Raw genomic sequence first — 18,166 nt, forward strand, 5'->3', positions numbered from 1 at the left:
CAACCGCGCCCACCTGACCAGGTTCGTCTCAGCCGGTACGTGTCACCCGTTGCGCGTGGCGCGGAAGCTCGAATCGTCGCCGAGGTGGAAGGAGATGTGGCCTCGCCGCGACCTGTCCCCCTCAACCACCGCCCAGCCGCGACCGGTGGCGGGATCACCCTCGTCGAAACCTGCCCATGAGAACTCCATGCCCCTTGAAGGCGCCGAACAAGCACACCGACTTCCTCGTCATCGGGGACGGGTTCGTCGGAACCTTCGCCGCAGAGTTCCACACAGGCAAGGCGGCCGTGGCCGTGCGAATCAAAACCAAGGGTGGGCACATCGAGGTGCTCACCGAAGGAGGCCTCCTAGAACTGCTTGCCGAAACGACGACCTCGGGATCGCGCGGAAACGGTCGAGCGGGGCTTCTCAGGGGGTCAGCGGGAGGCTTGACTGATCCGCCACCGGTGAAGAACCCCCGCGCAAGAGCGATGCGATTCCGGCGAGAACTGAAAGAGCGGCGGCGACGGCGAACACCACCGCCAGGCCGTGATGAAACGGCTCCGCGATGAGGTTCGGAAAGAACGATCTGCCGGTAACGAGCTGCTGATTTGCTTTCGGAAGCTTCGACAGCTCATGGCGCGCCGTCAGCAGATGCCGCAGCGGGTTCACGCCGAGCACCGCCGCGAACAGCGACGACACGGGTGGCACGGCGGCGATGTCATGCGCTAGGCCATGTGGCACCCCCTGCTGCTCCAGGCCACCGGTCAATGCCCTCGGCAGTCGGCTCGCGAGTCCAACGATCATGAGCGAGAAGAAAACGCCGATCGACAGTGCCGTCCCGGAGTTCTGGAAGGTCGAGCGCATGCCTGATGCCACCCCGCGCTGCCTCGCCGGGACGCTACCCATGATCGACGAGGAGTTCGGGGCGGCGAACATGCCGCTACCTATGCCGTTCGCCGCGATGAGCAGCGCAAACGCCCAGTAGGGGAAGTTCACCGGCAACACCATCAGGCCAATGAAGCTGCCACCGAATACCAACATCCCGGTGGAAGCGAAGCCGCGAGCGCCAAAGCGGTCCGAAAGCGTGCCGGCCACCGGACCCGAGATGAGGAGGCCAGCCGTGAGCGGCAGCAGGAAGATTCCGGCCCAAAGCGGTGTCCTGCTGTAGTCGTAGCCGTGCAGGGGGAGCCAGATCCCCTGCAGCCACACGATGAGCATGAACTGCAGCCCGCCCCGGGCGATGGACACCGCGAACCCCGCCGCGTTGGCGGCCGTGAAGGCTCTGATCCTGAAGAGGCCGAGCTGGAAAAGCGGGTCGGCGACCTTGTATTCGATCAGGACGAAAGCCGCCAACAACACCAAGCCGGCGATCAGTAGGCCGACGACTGCGGGATTCATCCAGCCCATGGCATGCCCCCGGTAGGGCTGGATGCCATCGGTAATGGCGATCAAGACTGCGCCCAAGCCTAACGCGAAGGTTATGTTCCCCCACCAGTCGATCCGGCCGCCAGCTCGGTGTCCGGTGTCGCGCAGCTTGCGATACGCCCAGAGCGTTCCGAAGATGCCGACCGGAACGTTCACCCAGAACACCGCCCGCCAGTCCAGGACGGCCAGCACCCCGCCCGCGACCAGCCCGACGAACTGGCCGGCGATCGCTGCTACCTGATTGGTGCCCAGCGCGAACCCGCGTTGATCGGAAGGAAATGCATCGGTCAAGATCGCAGCCGAGTTGGCGGTCAACATGGACCCTCCGACGGCCTGAAGCACCCGCCAACCGATCAGCCACAACGCCCCGTGGGCACCCTCGAACGGATCGAAGGAGAGCAGGACGGAGGCGACCGTGAACACCGCGAATCCCGCGTTGTAGATCCTGACCCGGCCCCACATGTCACCGAGGCGCCCCACGGTCACGACCAACACCGCCTGCACAAGCCGGTAACCCATGATCATCCATAACAGGTAGCTGACGTTGCCGGGCGCCAGCGGATCCAAGTGGATACCACGGAAGATCGCCGGCAGGGCGATGATCACGATGGATCCGTCGAGTGCGGACATGAAGACCGCAGCGGTGGTATTCGACAGGGCCAGCCACTTGTAGCCGTCGCCGGGGGCCGCGCCGCGTCCCCGCTCCGGCCCGTGCGGCTTCCCCTGCCGCTCTGAGCCGCGCATCAGATGCTTTGCGCCAGCCGCTCGAGGAGAGGCGCGACCACCAGCAGTTGTTGAAGCTCCGAGAGCGTGAATCCGGCCGCGAGGGCTCGGGCCAGATGCTCGGTCCGCGCGTTACGCCCATTCCGCAGCGCTTGCCGGCCGACGTCGGTGAGCGACATAACGGCGCGCCGGCCATCCTCTGGGTCGGGACGTCGCTCGACGAGGCCGCGAGCCTCCAGCGCCCCAAGCGTCGCCCCCATCGACTGCGGGCTGATCTGCTCGGCCTTCGCAAGCGCGCTCGGCGTCGCCTGGCCGGCGCGATCCAGGCGGGCCAGCGCCGAGGTCTCCGGCAAGGTGAGCTCCCCTTCGGCCTGCATCTGCCGCAGCCGTCGGACGAGCAGGCCGACGCTCACCCGCAAGGCCCCGGCGATTTCCTCAGCGTCCAAGTCCACCATGTGCTAAGTCTGGCCTAACAAGTCCAGCCTTAGCAAGTGCCTCGCGCGCCGTTCCGCCAGAGGCTCGAGAGTCGGGGTCTGCGGCCGCCCCGCATGGGCGGAGCAGCCCGATCCCCACCCCGGCGGCGGCCGAACCCACACCATGCCGGTGAAAGCGCGTACCGTGAGGGTTGCTTCCCGCGACGCTGCTCTGGACTCCTGGCGGCAACAGAGCTCAACGTGCCCGAGGGGAGGGGTGGTGGATGAGCAGGGTCTGACGACCGTCCTAGTGGAATTCGCGCGCACCCTTACCGGCGAGTTCTCCATTCAAAAGATCCTCGACCACCTTGCCGACCGCGTGGCCGAGGTCATTCCGGTCGACGGCGCCGGCGTGCTGCTGATGGAAAGTGACGTCGAGCACCACTTCGTCGCCGCGTCCGACGATGTGATATTCGGTATCGAGGCCCTACAGATGGCATTGCAGGAGGGCCCGTGCCTGCAGGCCTACCGCACCGGACAGCACGTCGCCATCCGGGATCTCGCGCAAGACAAAACGTTCGCCCAGTTCTCGCCGGCCGCGTCGCAGGCCGGCCTCGGCGCCGTCTACAGCTTTCCGCTGCGCTTGGACGATCGCCAACTCGGAGCCCTCGAGCTCTACGCCAAAGAACCTCTGGAGCTCTCCGACGCCGACCTCGTCGGGGCCCAGATCCTCGCCGACGTCACCGCCGCGTACCTGTTCAACGCCCAGGCGCGGGAGGCGGCCCGCGAATTGGCCCGGACGAGTGCTGAGCTCGCCGCGACCTTGCAGGAAAGCCTGCTCCCCCCGGAGCTCCCCCAAGTGCCCGGACTGACGGTCGCCGGCCGGCTACTTCCCGGACGGGGCGGGACCCTCGTGGCCGGAGACTTCTACGACGTCTTCCCGTTGCCGGCGGGGCGTTGGGGCGTTCTCATCGGCGACGTCGTGGGCCACGGCGCTCGGGCGGCCACGCTCGCGACGGTCGCGCGCTACACCGTGCGCACGCTCGCCGTTCTCCAGGCCGCTCCGCGGCGGGTCCTCGCCGGTTTGAACGACACCGTGCTGGCCCGCGACGAGCCCGAGCGGTTCTTGTCGGCCATCTATCTGACCACCCGGGCCACCGCTGACGGCCTCGACATCAAACTCGCCCGAGGCGGACACCCGGCGCCGATGGTGCGCCGGGTGAACGGATCGGTCGAAGTCCTCGACACCCCGGGCCGGCTGCTCGGCTGCTTCCCGGACCCCGGTGTTAAGGACCTCCGGGTACGGCTGGCCCCCGGCGACCTGCTGCTGCTGCACACCGACGGGGTCACCGAGGCTCGACGTGAAACTGAACAGTTCGGCGACCAGCGGCTCCGGGCGATACTCGCCGCCAGCGGCGCGGACCCATCAACGCTCCTGGAAGCCACGCTCGAGGCCGTCCTTGCGCACTGCGACGGCAATCTCGCCGACGACGTGACCGTCCTCGCCCTACTGGCCACCTGAGTCCTTCGAGGCGGTCCGGCGACGTCCAAGCGCCAGCCGCAGGTTAGCCGGCCCGGATCGCGACCGCTTCGATCTCGACCAATTGGCCTGGGTAGCCGAGGTAGCAAACGCCGAGCGGCGGATCGAAGGCGTCCTTCTCCACCCGCCAGGCCCGGACGAGATCGGACCGCTCCGTTGCGACGACGAAACAGTTGTCTTCAGGATGTGAGCCGGATCGGAACCAGCGGCCGGCCGCGCGGTAAGCAGGTTCGCCACCGCCTTCTCGGACTGAGCCTCCAGATCGCCAGGTGCGACAGTTCGGCCCTGGGCATCGAGCGGGCAAGCGCCAGCGGTGAAGATGAGCCGTCCGAGTGGCGCGACCGATGCATAGGCGTAAGGGCTTCGGCGTAGAGCTCGACCGGTCGGACCGCATCCACATCCATGCCGGTCAGTATCACCAATCTGGACTGGGCCGGGTCACTCCCAGATCAGCCCGGGCGGCTGATCTGCGGCTGCACCACGAGCCGGATCGGATCGCCGTCCTTGGTCCGCAATTGCTCGACCCCCCGGCCCACGTCCTCGAGCGGCATCACCGCGGAGATCGAGCTGGACACATCGAAGCGGCCGCGCGAGACCAGATCGACCAGCTGATCAAGGTCGCGCTTCCGGTAGCCGAAATGCCCGAGCAGAGTCTGAGACGAGACCCCGAACAACACGCCTGCACCTAGTTCGATCCGGTCAAGGGACAACCCGATCATGAGCACCCGACCGAACCGCCCGGCACAGTCAGCCGCCTGGGCAAGCACCGAGTTGGCGCCGACGAGGTCCACGGTCAGGTCCAGCCCGAGCCCCCCGGTCAGACGCCGAATTTCCGCCGGCACGTCCGTACTCGACGGGTCGAGCGCATGGTCGGCGCCGAGCGCGAGTGCTCGTCGCCGCGCCGTCGGTCTGGGGTCCACCGCGACGATCAGCGCCGCACCGACCAGCCGGGCGATCTGGACCGCGTGGGTCCCCAGTCCCCCGATGCCCCACAGCCCGACCGTCTCGCCAGGGCGCAAGGCACCGCGACGGACCAGGCCGGCATACGGCGTGGCGACGGCGTCCGCCAGGATCGCCGCCTGGGCGAAAGGTAGGTCGTCAGGGATCCCGGCGAGGGTGAAGTAAGGAACGACCACGTACTCGGCCCAGGCTCCGTCGTAGTTGAAACCCATGGTTTCGAAACGCAGGCACTCCTCGACGTGGCCCCGCGCGCAGCTCGGACACTGACCGCATGGACGTCCGCCGGCGATTACGACCCGCTGACCCGGTTGCCAACTCGGAACAAGCTCGCCGACCGCCTCGACCACCCCGGCCGCCTCGTGACCCGGCGTCACCTCGGGCAGGAAACCGGGCAGCGAGCCATCGAGGAGATGCACGTCTGACAGGCAGATCCCGCAGGCCTCCACCCGCACCAGGACCTCGAGGGGACCGGGCGAGGGACGGCTGACCTGTCGAATGGTGAGGCCGAGCGTAGCCCGCTCGAAGCGGGCCGCCCGCATCGTCGTCATTCAGAGCTCCTCCCGCCGCGCCGTGGCGCCGCCGGACCCTACCCGACCGAACCCGGCCGAACACGTTTATCCCGGTAGGGCGGATGGGAAGGCCTATCCCGGACCTAACAGAGATTGGACGGGACCGCTGCGATGGCGTCCATGCCGCCCTACCACGCTGGCCTCTGGCTCCCCGTGGCGTTGCCACCCCGTGACGTCGGAGGCTCAGCGTCGGGCTGACGCCCGTTAGCCGAGCAGCCGCGGATGCCCGAACACGTTGAACTCGAAGTGCCCTCGCGGCCCATCCACGTGCGGGACGCGCGTCGGCAGGTTAGAGCTTATGCCTCGAGGTGGGAGCTACCCGATCAGGTGATCGAGGATCTGATGCTGGCCACCAGCGAGCTGGTCACCAATGCCATCGTGCACGCCGAATCCCTGGTCCGCCTTTCGATCACGCACTACACCGATCACGTCCGGCTCGAGGTCCAAGACGATCATCCACGGGTCCCGCTGGCCTCGGCTTCGGATGTAGAGGCGCCGAGCGGTCGCGGACTGGCCATTCTGCACACGATTTCGCGGTCCTGGGGAGTGGAGTCGATCCCGGGCGACGGCAAAAGGGTCTGGGCGGAGCTGGCGACAGCTGGGCAGTGAGTCGTCAGTCCAGGGCCAGCTGCGCCGGTAATCGGTTCGCTGCGGAACGCCGTGAACGGACCCCGATTGGCGCCACCCGACACCGACAAGGCAAGATTGCCCCATGACCAACATGACTAGCACCAGTCCGAGTTCGGCAGAGTGGGTCGGAGTCAGCGACGCTGCGGAAGCGGCCGGGGTGGCAGCCCAGACGGTACGCAACTGGATCGCCGCCGGCACGTTGAAGACCCGGACCGGGCAAGGACCACGTGGCGAACGTGCCGAGGTGAACCTCGCCGAGGTCCGTAAGCTCACCGCCGGCTCCTCCCGGACGAGCACGCGGCGGCCATCCCGGACCACGAAGGCCACGAAGCCGAAGGCCACCAGGGCGAAGAAGTCCGCCGGCAGGTCGACCGCACCGCGACGCGCAGCCGCGCGCGCCACGGCCCCGACCACGGTGACCGCCAGCCAGCCGGCCGCGCCGACCCGATCCGCCGCCGTGGAGTCGTCCGCCAACGAGTCGCGTGAGCAGCTGAACGCCCTCCAGCAGCGGGTCGAACAACTCGAAGTGGCGCTGCGCCAGTTGCGCCAGGAGCCGCCGCCCCGGCGCGGGTTCTTCCGCCACTAAACCGTCACCCCCGGCTCGACGCCGGGTTTCGAACGGTGCGCAACGGACGGTGACTCGCCGACCGTTGATGTTTGCATCCCCCCGGCTGGTCGTAGCGTCTCGCCCATGCATCGTCGGTGGGTCTCGGTCCCCGATGTACGCCATGGCGGCAGTCTCGCTCGCGGCGCTGCGCAAGCGTGATCCGGACCGCCCACGCTCCTACCGGCTGCCTTACGCCGGTGTCCTATGTCCGATCGCCTTCATCTGCGCCAACTTCATCGTGTACTGGTCCGGCTGGAACACGGTGTTCTGGCTATACGTGCTAATCGCGCTCGGCTTCGTGCTCTTCGGGGTCTACCAGGCGATGATCCCGGCGGAGCGGCGCGCCATCCTGAACTGGCGATCCGGGTCATGGATCCTGCCGTGGCTGGTGGGGTTGGCGATCATCTCCTGGCAGGGCCAATACTCGAGCGCGAGTCCGGTCCTCGGGATCACGTTGAACGACACCAACAACATCCCATTCTGGTGGGACCTCGTGGTAGTGGCGGTCTTCAGCCTGGTCATCTACTACTTCGCGGTCTCGCTGGCGCTGACGACCGAAGAGGTCGCCACCGCCGTGAAGACTGTCGAGGAGGAGGCTCGCGCCGAGCAGTCGGCCCTGGCGATCGGCTAGGCCTCCGCCGGGCTCGGCGGCTCAGGCAGCGTGCCGGCCAACCTCGCGCACGGCGGCGTCTTCGAGATCTGCGGCCTGCAGGATCAGATCAACGCCGCGGCTCCACTCGCCGCTAGACCAGGCGGCGCAGGCCTGCGCGGTCAGCTGGACCGAGCGACTCAGCAGACCCTGGTACTTCTCGGTCGCCATGACGCACTCCGAGGTCTGACTCATGTCCAGCTCCCTGCCGATGTGTTCACCTGCATTCTGCATCGGCAGGCACTGCGCCGAGCCCAACAGTTCACAACGGGTTGACAACACCGTCTTGAACAATCCCCGGGTCGATCTCGGATGAATGCGGACATGTCGGGCGGATACGAGGGGATCAGCCGCGGTCAAGGTCGAGCAGACCCTCGCGGACCGCCGTCGCCAGGGCCTCGAGCTTGGAGTGCACACCGAGCTTGGCCAGCACGCTCTGAACGTGGTTGCGCACCGTGAAGACGCTGATGCCCAGACCGTCGGCGATCGCCGCGTTCGCCATTCCCTGGGCGAGCAGCCGGAGCACGTCGAGTTCGCGAGGGCTCAGGTCCGAACCGAGGCTTCGCTCACGGCGATGCAGCTTGGGCAGCAACCGGGCCAGCAACATCGGAGAGATGTTCACCTCGCCGGCCGCAGCGGTGCGCACCGTAGACACGAGTTCGTCGATGTTCGCCGTCTTGGTCACGAAACCGGAGCAGCCGGCCTCGATCGCCGCCACGAGCACCTGCTCGGACTCGGAGGCCGTGAGCATGACGATCCGGACCTCAGGGGCGATCTCCTTCAAAATGGTGGTGCCGGCCACCCCGTCGCCGTCCGGAAGCTTGTAGTCGAGGACGACCACGTCCGGGCGGGTAGCGGCCACCTGGGCTTGGGCCTGGGTCAGGTTCATGGCCCGGCCGACCACCTCCAGATCGGCGGTGCGTTCGAATGCCAGCTCGAGGCTGGATGCGAACAGCTCATGGTCGTCGACGATCAGGACACGCACGGTCGGCGAACCGCCAGCGGCCGCCAGGTCCGGGCTCTGCTCGGTCACGGCCATGATCGTCATCCCGTCTGAACATCCATGAGACTGGGGACGAATCGGTGCCGACCGGCTCGCCCCTCCCTAGGATCGCACCTCATGACACTTATCGTGCCGAATGGTCGGATAGTCATCTACTCCGATATCGGCTGCCCCTGGGCCTCGCTCGCCGTCCACCGGTTGCGGGCCCGGCGGCGCGCCCTCGGCCTGGAGGGCGCTGTCCTACTGGATCACCGGGCGTGGCCGCTAGAGCTGGTCAACGGGCGCTGCACCCCCAAGCCGACCATCGACGCGGAGGTTGCGGTGATCGGATCGCATGAGCCGGCGCTCGGCTGGCGCCCGTGGCGCCGACCGACACACACCTACCCGGCCACCACCCTGCTTGCGCTCGAGGCGGTCCAGGCAGCCAAGATCGATGCCGTGGGCGGCCTGGCCGGCAGCGAGGATCTCGACGCCGCACTGCGCGACGCGTTCTACGTCGGCTCGGAGCCCATCAGCATCTACCCGGCGGTGATCAACGTGGCACGGGGCTGCCCCTCCGTCGACGTAGCGGCGCTCGAGGATCGGCTGCAAGCCGGCGCCGGCCGGCCTGAGGTCTTCGAGCAGTGGGGCCGGGCGAGGGAGGACGGCGTCACAGGTTCGCCGCACCTATTCCTCCCCGGAGGCGAGGACGTCCAAAACCCCGGGATCAAGATCCAGTGGAGCCAGGAGACCGGTCAGGGGTTCCCGCGGATCATGGCCGACGACCCCTCGGCAATCGACACCATCCTGCGGCGGGCGGCCGCCTGACCGGAGCCACCCGCGCGGGGCGCCGCGCCGAGCCAGGCCGCGTAGGCTGATCAGTTGTTTGGTACCGAGCCACACCTGAGAGGCGATCGCGCCGTGACCACGCAGTCCGACGACCCACTGGCCGGTTTCGGTCCCAACGAGTGGCTCGTCTACGAGATGTACCAGCAGTACGTCAAGGATCCCGAATCTGTCGACCGGGCCTGGTGGGACTTCTTCGCCGACTACCAACCGGGCGAGCTGCCCGCCTCCCGCGACAGTCGGGGGCCGGCGGTCCCCGCCGCAAACGGCCAGCCACCGGCAGCCCGTCCCCCAGCCCCGCCGGCGGCCAACCCGGCAGCCCCGCCGGCGGCCAACCCGGCACCCCCCGCCGCCGCCCCCCCCTTGGCCAGCCCGGCGCCCACCGCCGACCCGGCCGGGAACGCCGGTGGCCCCGAAGTCCGGCCGCTGCGCGGCGCTGCCGCCCGGGTCGTGACGAACATGGAGGCCAGCCTGACCGTCCCGACGGCGACGAGCGTCCGGGCGATCCCGGCAAAGCTGCTCATCGACAACCGGGTTGTGATCAACAACCACCTCCGCCGCGGTCGCGGTGGCAAGGTGTCGTTCACCCACATGATCGGCTTCGCCCTGATCCGGGCGCTCGACGCAGTACCCGCCATGAACCGGGCGTTCACCGACGCCGACGGCAAGCCCGGGGTCGCCGTCCCGGAACACATCAATCTCGGGATCGCGATCGACCTCCAAAAGGACGACGGATCTCGCCAACTGCTGGTGCCCTGCGTGAAGAGCTGCGAGGCGCTGGACTTCGGCCAGTTCTGGACCGCGTACGAGGACGTCGTGCGCAAGGCACGAACCGGCAAGCTCAACGCCGACGACTTCGCCGGCACCACGATCAGCCTGACGAACCCGGGGACTATCGGCACCGTGCATTCGGTACCCCGGCTGATGACCGGGCAGGGAGCGATCATCGGCGTCGGGGCGATGGAGTACCCGGCCGAGTACCAGGGGGCGAACCCGGAAACGCTGGCCCGGCTGGCCGTCAGCAAGGTGCTCACCCTGACCAGCACCTACGACCACCGGGTCATCCAGGGCGCCGAGTCCGGGGACTTCCTACGCCGCATGCACGACCTGCTGCTCGGCGACGGCGGCTTCTACGACGAGCTGTTTCGGAGCCTGCGGATCCCCTATGAGCCGGTCCGCTGGGTCACCGACATAGCCGCGAGCCACGACGACGAGGTGTCCCGGCCGGCCCGGGTCCTGGAACTGATCCATGCGTTCCGGGTCCGTGGCCACCTGATGGCGGACACGAACCCACTGGAATTCGAATTGCGCCGCCATCCCGATCTCGACGTCGTCAATCACGGGTTGTCGCTGTGGGATCTCGACCGCGGCTTTGCGACCGGAGGCTTCGGCGATCAGCCGGTGATGAAGCTTCGGGACGTCCTCGGTGTGCTCCGCGACTCGTACTGCCGCACGGTCGGCATCGAGTACATGCACATCCAGGATCCGGAACAACGGCGTTGGATCCAGGACCGGGTCGAGCGGCCGCACGCAAAACCGGCTCGCGAGGAGCAGCTGCACATCCTCGGCAAGCTCAACCAGGCCGAGGCTTTCGAGACGTTCCTCCAGACCAAGTACGTAGGCCAGAAGCGCTTCTCGCTGGAAGGCGCGGAGACGACGATCGCCCTGCTCGACGCGTTGATCGATGCGGCCGCGCACGCCGACATGGACGAAGTTGCGATCGGAATGGCCCACCGTGGGCGGCTGAACGTGCTCGCCAACAATGTCGGCAAGAGCTACGGCGAGATCTTCCGCGAGTTCGAAGGGAACCTGGACCCGAAGAGCGCGCACGGCTCCGGCGACGTCAAATATCACCTGGGCGCCGAGGGTTCCTACCGGTCCGAGGACGGCCCCGGGGTGACGGTGACCCTGACCTCGAACCCGAGCCACCTCGAGGCGGTCGACCCGGTGCTCGAGGGGATCGCCCGGGCCAAGCAAGATCTGATCAACCGGGGCGAAGGTGGATTCACGGTCGTCCCGGTCCTCATCCACGGGGATGCCGCGTTCGCCGGCCAGGGGGTGGTCGCCGAGACGCTCAACCTGTCCCAACTCCGCGGATACCGAACGGGTGGCACGGTCCACGTCGTCGTCAACAACCAGGTCGGCTTCACCACCTCTCCGGCGGCCGGCCGGTCCAGCGTGTACGCAACCGACGTCGCCCGGATGATCCAGGCACCGATCTTCCACGTGAACGGCGACGATCCGGAGGCGAGCGTCCGGGTCGCCCGACTGGCCTTCGACTTCCGCCAGGCGTTCAAAAAGGATGTCGTCATCGATCTCATCTGCTACCGCCGGCGGGGGCACAACGAGGCCGACGACCCGTCCCTCACCCAGCCGCTGATGTATGACCTGATCGACGCCAAGCGGAGCGTCCGGAAGCTGTACACCGAGTCACTCATCGGCCGTGGCGACATCAGCGTGGAGGAGGCCGAGCGAGCGCTGAAGGACTATCAGGAGCAGCTCGAGAAGGTCTTCGCCGAGACCAGGGAGGCGGGACACGCTCCGGCCAGCCCCTGGGTCGAGCAGTCCTCGGAACCGACACCCGACGAAGACGTCGAGACCGCGGTGAGCGATGAGGTGCTCAAGCGGATCTCCGACGGCCAGCTCACGGCCCCGGATGGCTTCACGGTGCACCCCCGGCTACTCACCCAGCTGCAGCGACGCAACCAGATGCTCGCCGAGAACGCGGTCGACTGGGCCACCGCCGAGACCTTCGCATTCGGCGCGATCTTGCTCGAGGGCCGCGTCGTGCGCTTGTCCGGCCAGGACACGCGTCGCGGCACCTTCGGACAGCGGCATGCGGTGATCGTCGACCGCAAGACGGGGGAGGAGTACACCCCGCTGGCCCACCTGGCGCCCGATCAGGGGGCCTTCTACCTCTACGACTCGCTGCTCTCGGAGTACGCGGCCATGGGGTTCGAGTACGGCTATTCGGTTGCCCGGCCGGAGGCTTTGGTCTGCTGGGAAGCTCAGTTCGGCGACTTCGCCGACGGCGCTCAGACTGTTATCGACGAGTTCATCGCGAGCGGCGAGGCCAAGTGGGGGCAGCGCTCGTCCCTCACCCTGCTGCTGCCGCACGGCTACGAGGGCCAGGGGCCGGACCACTCCTCGGCCCGGATCGAGCGTTTCCTCGCGATGTGCGCGCAGGACAACCTGACGGTCGCCATGCCGAGCACACCGGCGAACTATTTCCACCTGCTCCGACGCCAGGCGCTGACCAGGCGGCGCCGGCCGCTCGTCGTCTTCACCCCGAAATCGCTGCTGCGGCTCAAAGCCGCGACCTCACCCGCAGCGGCCTTCACCGGGGGGCGGTGGGAGCGCGTTATCCCCGATCCGGAGGGCCCACCGGCAGACCGGGTGCGGCGGATCCTCATGTGCACCGGCAAGGCCTATTACGAGCTTGCCCGGGCGAGGGACAAGGCCCCCGCCGACCTGGCCGCGGCCACCACCATCGTCCGCATCGAGCAGCTCTACCCGCTTCCGGCGGCCGAGATCGAATCGGTGCTCGAGTCCTACCCGACCGACGCCGAGCTGGTCTGGGCACAAGAGGAACCGGCGAACATGGGCGCGTGGCCGTTCATGGCGCTGAACCTGCCGCCGGTCCTCGGCGACCGCATGCTCTCCTCGGCCACCCGCCCGGCGAGCGCGTCAACGGCCACCGGCTCGATGCTCGCGCACGAGGGGGAACAGCAGCGTCTGTTCGACCGCGCGTTCGGCGCACGGCCGCGCTGAGCCGTGTACGCGACCGACCGTGGCATCGAGGAGCTCTCCGGACGCCGCGGGGAGGAGGAGGTCAGCCTGGCGTGGCTGGCGGAACGGCTCCGTGACTTCGTCGACCTCCACCCCGAGCTCGACGCCCCCGTCGATCGGCTGGCCAGCTGGCTGGCCCGGCTCGACGAGGAGTAGGCCGGCGGCCGCCACTCAGACGGTCAGGACGATCTTGCCGAACACGTCCCCCGCCGCGAGCCGGGCAAAGCCGGCCGCCGCGTCCGCCAGCGCGAACACCCCGTCGATCGGCGGTCGCACGCCGGTGACCTCGCAGAATCGGAGCAGCGCCTCGAGCTCCTCCCTGGTCCCCATCGTCGACCCGACAACCGAGAGCTGGGTGAAGAACACCCGGCTCAGGTCCGCGGGGGGGGTTCGATCCAGAGGTGGCTCCGGACACGACGACGGTGCCTCCCGGGCGCAGACACCGCAGCGAATGCGCCCACGTCGCCTGGCCGACCGTCTCCATGACCGCGTCGACCCGCTCGGGCAACCGCGCGCCCGGCGGGAACACCGCGTCGGCACCTAGCTCGCCCACCCGCACGCGCTTCGCCTCGTCCCGGCTGGTCGCCCACATCCGGTACCCGGCGGCTCGCCCGAGCATGACGAGCGCGGTCGCCACCCCGCCGCCGGCGCCCTGGACCAGCACGGTGCCGCCGGGTGCGACCCCAGACTTGGTGAACAGCATCCGGTACGCCGTGAGCCATGCCGTGGGCAGGCAGGCGGCCTCGAGGAAGCTCAGGCCGGCTGGTTTCGGCAGCAGGTTGCGGGTGGGCACCGCCACCCGCTCGGCCAGCGTCCCGTCGTAACGCTCGGAGAGAAGCGACCGGGACGGATCGTTCGTCTCGTCACCACCCCCGCGCCCGGGGTCGGCGATGACCGGGTAGACGACGACCTCGCGGCCCGTGTCGTCGAGCCCGGCCGCGTCGCAACCCAGCACGATCGGCAGCTGGTCCTCGGTGATCCCGACCCCTCGCAGCGTCCAAAGGTCGTGGTGGTTGAGGGAGGCGGCCCGCACCTGCACCGTCGACCAGCCCGACGCGGCGGTGGGCTCGGGACGCTCGCACACCTCGAGACCAGCCAGTGGATCGGCGAGGTCGATACGGGCGGCGACGGCTGCGAGCACCCAGCCAAACTACGGCAGGCGGCGAGGCGGTCTCAGCGACCGGCCACGCCCTCGCGCCGGGCGGCCGCGGCGACGGCCGCGGCGACCGCGGGCGCGACCTGCGGGTCGAACACACTGGGGATGACGTGGTCGGCGGCGAGCCGGTCGCCGACCACCCCGGCGATGGCGTCGGCGGCGGCCAGCTTCATCTGCTCGGTGATCGACCGCGCCCGCACGTCGAGCGCACCGCGGAAGATGCCCGGGAAGGCGAGCACGTTGTTGATCTGGTTGGGGTAGTCGCTGCGTCCGGTTGCGACGACCCTGGCGTAGCGATGCGCCACCGCCGGCGAGATCTCCGGGTCGGGGTTCGCAAGGGCGAACACGAAGCCGCCGGGCGCCATCCGGGCTACCGCCTCCTCCGGCACCTGTCCGGCGGAGACCCCGATGAAGACGTCGGCCCCGTCGAGTGCCTCGACCAGGGCTCCCGCGAGCCGGGCCCGGTTGGTCGCGGCGGCGAGTGCGGCCTTCACCGCGGTAAGCCCGCTCCGGTCGACATGCAGGATCCCTTGGCTGTCGGCGACCGCGATGTCGCCGATCCCGGCGTCGAGCAGGATCCGGGTGACGGCGACTCCGGCGGCCCCCGCCCCGGAGACCACCACCCGCAACGAGGCAAGCGTTCGGCCAGCCAGCCGGGCCGCGTTCTTCAGCGCGGCGAGCACCACGACCGCGGTGCCGTGCTGGTCATCGTGGAAGACCGGGATGTCCAGTTGCTCGCGCAACCTGCGCTCGATCTCGAAACAGCGCGGAGCACTGATGTCCTCGAGGTTGATTCCGCCGAACCCCGGGGCGAGCCGAACCACGGTGTCGACGACATCGTCGACTTCACGCGCGTCGAGGCAGATCGGGACGGCGTCGACATCGGCGAAGTGCTTGAACAGCAGTGCTTTCCCCTCCATCACCGGTAGCGCTGCCGCCGCACCGATGTCGCCAAGTCCGAGCACCGCGCTGCCGTCGGTGACGACCGCGACGCACGAGCCCTTCCAGGTGTAGTCGTAGACGAGCGCCGGCTCCTCGGCGATCGCCGTGCACACCCGAGCGACCCCGGGGGTGTAGGCGAGGGAAAGGTCGTCGCGGTCACGCAGCGGAACCCGGGACCTGACCTCGATCTTCCCCCCTCGATGCAAGGCGAAGGCGGGATCCGCGTCGCGCGGATCGACAGCAGTCATCGGTAGTGGCTCCACGGCCATGGCAGGATTCCTCGACGCCGCCGAGCGGCCGCCGAGCGGCCCCGAACAGCGGTCGAACAGCGGTCGAGCGGCGGGCGAACAGCGGGCGATTGAAGTGAGCCTCGGTCAGGCCTTTCGGACTCGGGGGTCACCCGCAGCTCGAATTGTCCCACACCGGCCGCGGTGGTCGGTCGGCTATGGTGCGCGATCGTGGAAGTGCACCAGCTCGCCGTGCCTGGTGCGTGGCTCTTCCGTCCGCAGCAGTTTCCGGACGAACGGGGACGGTTCCTCGAGTGGTTCAAATCCGACGTGTTCACGGCTGCGGTCGGACATCCGCTGACCGTCGCCCAGGCCAACCACTCGGTTTCCGGGCGCGGCGTGCTGCGGGGGGTGCATTACGCCGACGTCCCGCCCGGCCAGGGCAAGTACGTCTACTGCACCCGCGGTGCGGTGCTCGACGTCGCGGTCGACCTCCGGGTCGGTTCGCCCACCTTCGGGGTCAGCGCGGCCGTCCGACTCGACGACGAGGATCGCTGCGGGCTTTACCTGGCCGAAGGGCTCGGGCACGCCTTCCTCGCCCTCGCTGACCAATCCAACGTCGCGTACCTGTGTTCGACCCCGTTCACCCCCGGTGCCGAGCACGGGATACATCCGACCGACCCCGAGCTCGGTCTGCCCTGGCCGGCCGATGTCCCTCCCCGCCTCTCGGCGAAGGACGCGGCGGCACCGACCCTGGCCGAGGCCCAGCTCGCCGGCTCGCTCCCCCGCTACGAGGACTGCCTGGCCCGCTACGCCGAGCTGCGGTCGGGCGCTCGCCGATAGCGGCCGAGAACCCGACCGACCACCGATTCGGGCCCGACCGGTCCGAACAGCCGGCTGTCGTCACTGGCCGCCGGGTTGTCGCCGACCACCCACAACCGGCCGTCGTCGAGCACGCGGCCGACCCGCTTGACCACCAGGAGCTCGGGCCGGTCCGGGCGGCGCAGTACCACCACTGCCCCGGAACGGATACGCCGCCCGCTGGTCGCGCTCCAACGCACGACCAGCCAGTCGCCGGGCCCCAGCGCCGGCAGCATGGAGTTGCCGGCGACCTCGACCCGACCCAACGGCCAGCGCATCCGCCCTCCCGGTTCCGCCGCGCCCGCCCGGGGGTAGTGTCGGGCGCAAGGCCATTGTCTTCGCGGAAGGACCTCCGATGCGCGCACTGCGCCGCCTCCTCGCCCCATCCACCGTCGTGCACGCCCACTGCGACCTGCCATGCGGGGTCTACGACCCGGCACAGGCGAAGGTCGAGGCCGACTCGGTCAAGGCCATCCAGGAGAAGTACCAAGCGAATGAGGACCCAGCCTTCCGAGCCCGCGCCCTACAGATCAAGGAACAGCGCGCCGAGCTCGTCAAGCACCATCTGTGGGTGCTCTGGACCGACTACTTCAAGCCCGCTCATTTCGAGAAGTACCCACAGCTCAACCAGCTGTTCAACGACGCGACGAAGCAGGCGGGAGCCGGCGGGGTCAAGGGTTCGGTCGACCCGGCGACCGGCCAGAAACTGCTCGACCAGATCGACGAGATCGCCAAGATCTTCTGGGAGACGAAGCAGGCGTAGCCCGATCCCGTGGGGATCGTGCTGCTCGTCCGGCACGGGGAAACGGAATGGAGCAGGGACGGCCGCCACACCGGCCGAACCGACATTCCACTGACCGGCACCGGGGAAGCGCAGGCCGCTGCGGTGCGGGCGACGCTGGCGGCGCTCCGGTTCCAACTTGTGCTGTGCAGTCCGAGCGGCCGGGCCCGGCGGACCGCGGAACTCGCCGGGCTCACCGACATCGAGCTGGACCCGGACCTCGTCGAGTGGGACTACGGCGACTACGAGGGCCGGACCACCGCGGACATCCAGCAGGACCGGCCGGGCTGGTACCTGTGGACCGACGGTGTCCCCGATGGGGAGACGGTGGCCCAGGTCGGGGCCCGCGCCGACCGGGTCCTGGCCCGGATCGCCCCCGCCCTCGAGGCCGGTGACGTCGCCCTCGTCGGGCACGGCCATGCGCTCCGCGTCCTCGCCGCGCGATGGATCGACCTACCGCCCGCGGCCGGCGCCCGGTTGCGCCTCGACACGGGCACCCTGTCGCGCCTCGGTGCGGAGCACGAGCGCCCGGTGCTCGACACCTGGAACGCCCCGGTGCACCGATGAGCATCCGCCCGGCGACCGCAGCCGACGTCCCGGTCATCGCCGACCTGATCCGCGACCTTGCCGCCTACGAACGCGCAGCCGACGAAGTGCGGATCACCGAGGCCGATCTCGCCCGTCACCTGTTCGGCGAAAATCCGGTGGCCTTCGCGCACGTCGCCATCTCCTCTAACGAGATTCTCGCCGGTTTCTCCCTCGCTTTCCTCACTTTTTCCACGTGGCTGGGACGTCCCGGGATCTATCTGGAGGATCTGTTCGTCCGCCCGGAGTGCCGCGGTCAGGGGTTGGGGCGCGGGCTGATGCGCGCGCTGGCCCGCACCGCCGTCAAGCGCGGCTACGGGCGCCTCGACTGGGCCGCCCTCGACTGGAACACCCCGGCAATCGACTTCTACCGGGAGCTCGGCGCGGTGCCGCTCGAGGAGTGGACGACCTTCCGGCTCACCGGTCCGGCGCTGGTGGCGTTGGCGGAAGACCCCGCCCCCGGCAAACCTCCCCCACCGGTGTGAGTTCCCGGCGCGGC

General features: G+C 68.9%; 20 protein-coding genes and 1 pseudogene. 11 read left to right on the forward strand and 10 right to left on the reverse strand.

The window, feature by feature from the left end; genetic code table 11:
* Positions 1-408 precede the first annotated feature (408 nt).
* Positions 409-2,151: an MFS transporter gene (locus VNG13_14160; GenBank protein HVA61660.1), complete on the reverse strand. Its 1,743-nt coding sequence runs from the start codon at positions 2,149-2,151 to the stop codon at positions 409-411.
* Positions 2,151-2,585: a MarR family transcriptional regulator gene (locus VNG13_14165; protein HVA61661.1), complete on the reverse strand. Its 435-nt coding sequence runs from the start codon at positions 2,583-2,585 to the stop codon at positions 2,151-2,153. The genes VNG13_14160 and VNG13_14165 overlap by 1 nt, the downstream gene beginning before the upstream one ends.
* A gap of 238 nt (positions 2,586-2,823) precedes the next feature.
* Between VNG13_14165 and VNG13_14170 the strand changes: the two genes are divergently transcribed.
* Positions 2,824-4,065 carry a GAF domain-containing SpoIIE family protein phosphatase gene (locus VNG13_14170; protein HVA61662.1) on the forward strand — a complete coding sequence of 414 codons (1,242 nt, stop codon included), beginning with the start codon at positions 2,824-2,826 and terminating at the stop codon, positions 4,063-4,065.
* On the opposite strand, the gene VNG13_14175 is transcribed toward VNG13_14170, so the two are convergent.
* Positions 4,051-4,506: a Rid family hydrolase gene (locus VNG13_14175; protein ID HVA61663.1), complete on the reverse strand. Its 456-nt coding sequence runs from the start codon at positions 4,504-4,506 to the stop codon at positions 4,051-4,053. The two genes, VNG13_14170 and VNG13_14175, sit on opposite strands and share 15 nt — an antisense overlap.
* Before the next feature lie 26 nt (positions 4,507-4,532).
* Complete coding sequence (locus tag VNG13_14180) at positions 4,533-5,591, reverse strand: zinc-binding dehydrogenase (protein ID HVA61664.1); 1,059 nt, start codon at positions 5,589-5,591, stop codon at positions 4,533-4,535.
* Positions 5,592-5,834: 243 nt separating this feature from the next.
* Between VNG13_14180 and VNG13_14185 the strand changes: the two genes are divergently transcribed.
* The 3 genes from VNG13_14185 (at position 5,835) to VNG13_14195 (ending at position 7,480) form a co-directional block, all read left to right on the forward strand.
* Positions 5,835-6,221, forward strand: a complete 387-nt coding sequence (locus VNG13_14185; protein HVA61665.1) for an ATP-binding protein — start codon at positions 5,835-5,837, stop codon at positions 6,219-6,221.
* Positions 6,222-6,324: 103 nt separating this feature from the next.
* The gene (locus VNG13_14190; GenBank protein HVA61666.1) at positions 6,325-6,828 is read left to right on the forward strand and encodes a hypothetical protein; all 504 of its coding nucleotides are present in this window, start codon (positions 6,325-6,327) and stop codon (positions 6,826-6,828) included.
* Between the two features lie 142 nt (positions 6,829-6,970).
* Positions 6,971-7,480: a hypothetical protein gene (locus VNG13_14195; protein HVA61667.1), complete on the forward strand. Its 510-nt coding sequence runs from the start codon at positions 6,971-6,973 to the stop codon at positions 7,478-7,480.
* 21 nt (positions 7,481-7,501) lie between these two features.
* Here VNG13_14195 and VNG13_14200 read toward each other — a convergent pair whose 3' ends face one another.
* Entirely contained in the window at positions 7,502-7,693 is a 192-nt protein-coding gene (locus tag VNG13_14200; protein HVA61668.1) for a hypothetical protein, read from the reverse strand.
* A gap of 151 nt (positions 7,694-7,844) precedes the next feature.
* Positions 7,845-8,531, reverse strand: coding sequence for a response regulator transcription factor (locus VNG13_14205; protein HVA61669.1), 687 nt, complete (start codon positions 8,529-8,531; stop codon positions 7,845-7,847).
* Positions 8,532-8,618: 87 nt separating this feature from the next.
* On the opposite strand from VNG13_14205, the gene VNG13_14210 reads away from it, so the two are divergent.
* From VNG13_14210 to VNG13_14220, 3 genes are all read left to right on the forward strand, one after another.
* Complete coding sequence (locus tag VNG13_14210) at positions 8,619-9,308, forward strand: dithiol-disulfide isomerase (GenBank protein ID HVA61670.1); 690 nt, start codon at positions 8,619-8,621, stop codon at positions 9,306-9,308.
* Between the two features lie 93 nt (positions 9,309-9,401).
* Positions 9,402-13,097, forward strand: a complete 3,696-nt coding sequence (locus VNG13_14215; GenBank protein HVA61671.1) for a multifunctional oxoglutarate decarboxylase/oxoglutarate dehydrogenase thiamine pyrophosphate-binding subunit/dihydrolipoyllysine-residue succinyltransferase subunit — start codon at positions 9,402-9,404, stop codon at positions 13,095-13,097.
* 3 nt (positions 13,098-13,100) lie between these two features.
* The gene (locus VNG13_14220) at positions 13,101-13,271 is read left to right on the forward strand and encodes a DUF6104 family protein (protein HVA61672.1); all 171 of its coding nucleotides are present in this window, start codon (positions 13,101-13,103) and stop codon (positions 13,269-13,271) included.
* Between the two features lie 15 nt (positions 13,272-13,286).
* Here the strand turns inward: VNG13_14220 and VNG13_14225 are convergent, their stop codons facing one another.
* From VNG13_14225 to VNG13_14235, 3 genes and pseudogenes are all read right to left on the reverse strand, one after another.
* On the reverse strand, positions 13,287-13,655 hold the full coding sequence (locus VNG13_14225) for a zinc-binding dehydrogenase (protein HVA61673.1): 369 nt from the start codon (positions 13,653-13,655) through the stop codon (positions 13,287-13,289).
* Positions 13,567-14,256: pseudogene (locus tag VNG13_14230) on the reverse strand (alcohol dehydrogenase catalytic domain-containing protein). Before VNG13_14230 ends, VNG13_14225 begins: the two are co-directional and overlap by 89 nt.
* Before the next feature lie 32 nt (positions 14,257-14,288).
* A complete protein-coding gene (locus VNG13_14235) occupies positions 14,289-15,461 on the reverse strand; it encodes an NADP-dependent malic enzyme (protein HVA61674.1) in 1,173 nt (390 codons plus the stop codon).
* A 210-nt stretch (positions 15,462-15,671) separates the two neighbouring features.
* On the opposite strand from VNG13_14235, the gene rfbC reads away from it, so the two are divergent.
* Complete coding sequence (gene rfbC / locus VNG13_14240; protein HVA61675.1) at positions 15,672-16,283, forward strand: dTDP-4-dehydrorhamnose 3,5-epimerase; 612 nt, start codon at positions 15,672-15,674, stop codon at positions 16,281-16,283.
* On the opposite strand, the gene sodX is transcribed toward rfbC, so the two are convergent.
* On the reverse strand, positions 16,250-16,579 hold the full coding sequence (gene sodX / locus VNG13_14245; protein ID HVA61676.1) for a nickel-type superoxide dismutase maturation protease: 330 nt from the start codon (positions 16,577-16,579) through the stop codon (positions 16,250-16,252). The genes rfbC and sodX overlap by 34 nt on opposite strands.
* 77 nt (positions 16,580-16,656) lie before the next feature.
* Between sodX and sodN the strand changes: the two genes are divergently transcribed.
* Genes sodN through VNG13_14260 form a run of 3 tightly spaced genes read left to right on the forward strand, consistent with a single transcriptional unit; the run spans position 16,657 to position 18,152 of the window.
* Positions 16,657-17,064, forward strand: a complete 408-nt coding sequence (gene sodN / locus VNG13_14250) for a superoxide dismutase, Ni (protein ID HVA61677.1) — start codon at positions 16,657-16,659, stop codon at positions 17,062-17,064.
* Between the two features lie 9 nt (positions 17,065-17,073).
* A complete protein-coding gene (locus VNG13_14255; protein ID HVA61678.1) occupies positions 17,074-17,649 on the forward strand; it encodes a histidine phosphatase family protein in 576 nt (191 codons plus the stop codon).
* Entirely contained in the window at positions 17,646-18,152 is a 507-nt protein-coding gene (locus VNG13_14260; GenBank protein ID HVA61679.1) for a GNAT family N-acetyltransferase, read from the forward strand. The genes VNG13_14255 and VNG13_14260 overlap by 4 nt, the downstream gene beginning before the upstream one ends.
* Positions 18,153-18,166 lie beyond the last annotated feature (14 nt).

The sequence above is a fragment of the Mycobacteriales bacterium genome, from assembly GCA_035533475.1.
Classification (GTDB): domain Bacteria; phylum Actinomycetota; class Actinomycetes; order DATLTS01; family DATLTS01; genus DATLTS01.